This window comes from Colwellia sp. BRX10-1, from assembly GCF_014077545.1.
In the GTDB taxonomy this organism is placed as follows: Bacteria; Pseudomonadota; Gammaproteobacteria; order Enterobacterales; family Alteromonadaceae; genus Colwellia_A.
In genome coordinates this window covers 1-266 of the sequence record NZ_JACGWC010000137.1, presented here as the reverse complement: position 1 = coordinate 266, position 266 = coordinate 1, and the positions used below count along the sequence as shown (strand labels likewise).

Here is a 266-nt window from a genome sequence, read left to right as displayed (position 1 = left end):
CTCCCACACTACCATCGGCGCTACTGCGTTTCACTTCTGAGTTCGGAATGGGATCAGGTGGTGCCACAGTGCTATTGTCGCTAGACAAAAAGGTTACAATCTTGAAAGCTGTTGCTCGTTAGAGCTATAAATATAAAAGCGTTTTCTTATTCAATTCATTACAGTGCGTGAAGTTATTCTGTCAGTCTTTTACAAACACTTCGCAGTAAAACTACTTGGGTGTTGTATGGTTAAGCCTCACGGGCAATTAGTATCAGTTAGCTCAA

The 266-nt window shown here is 41.7% G+C and carries 1 rRNA gene; it reads right to left on the bottom strand.

What is annotated here, in order from left to right:
- Positions 1-85: ribosomal RNA gene (gene rrf / locus H4J75_RS20550) — 5S ribosomal RNA — on the bottom strand; the annotation flags it as partial.
- Positions 86-266: the final 181 nt, after the last annotated feature.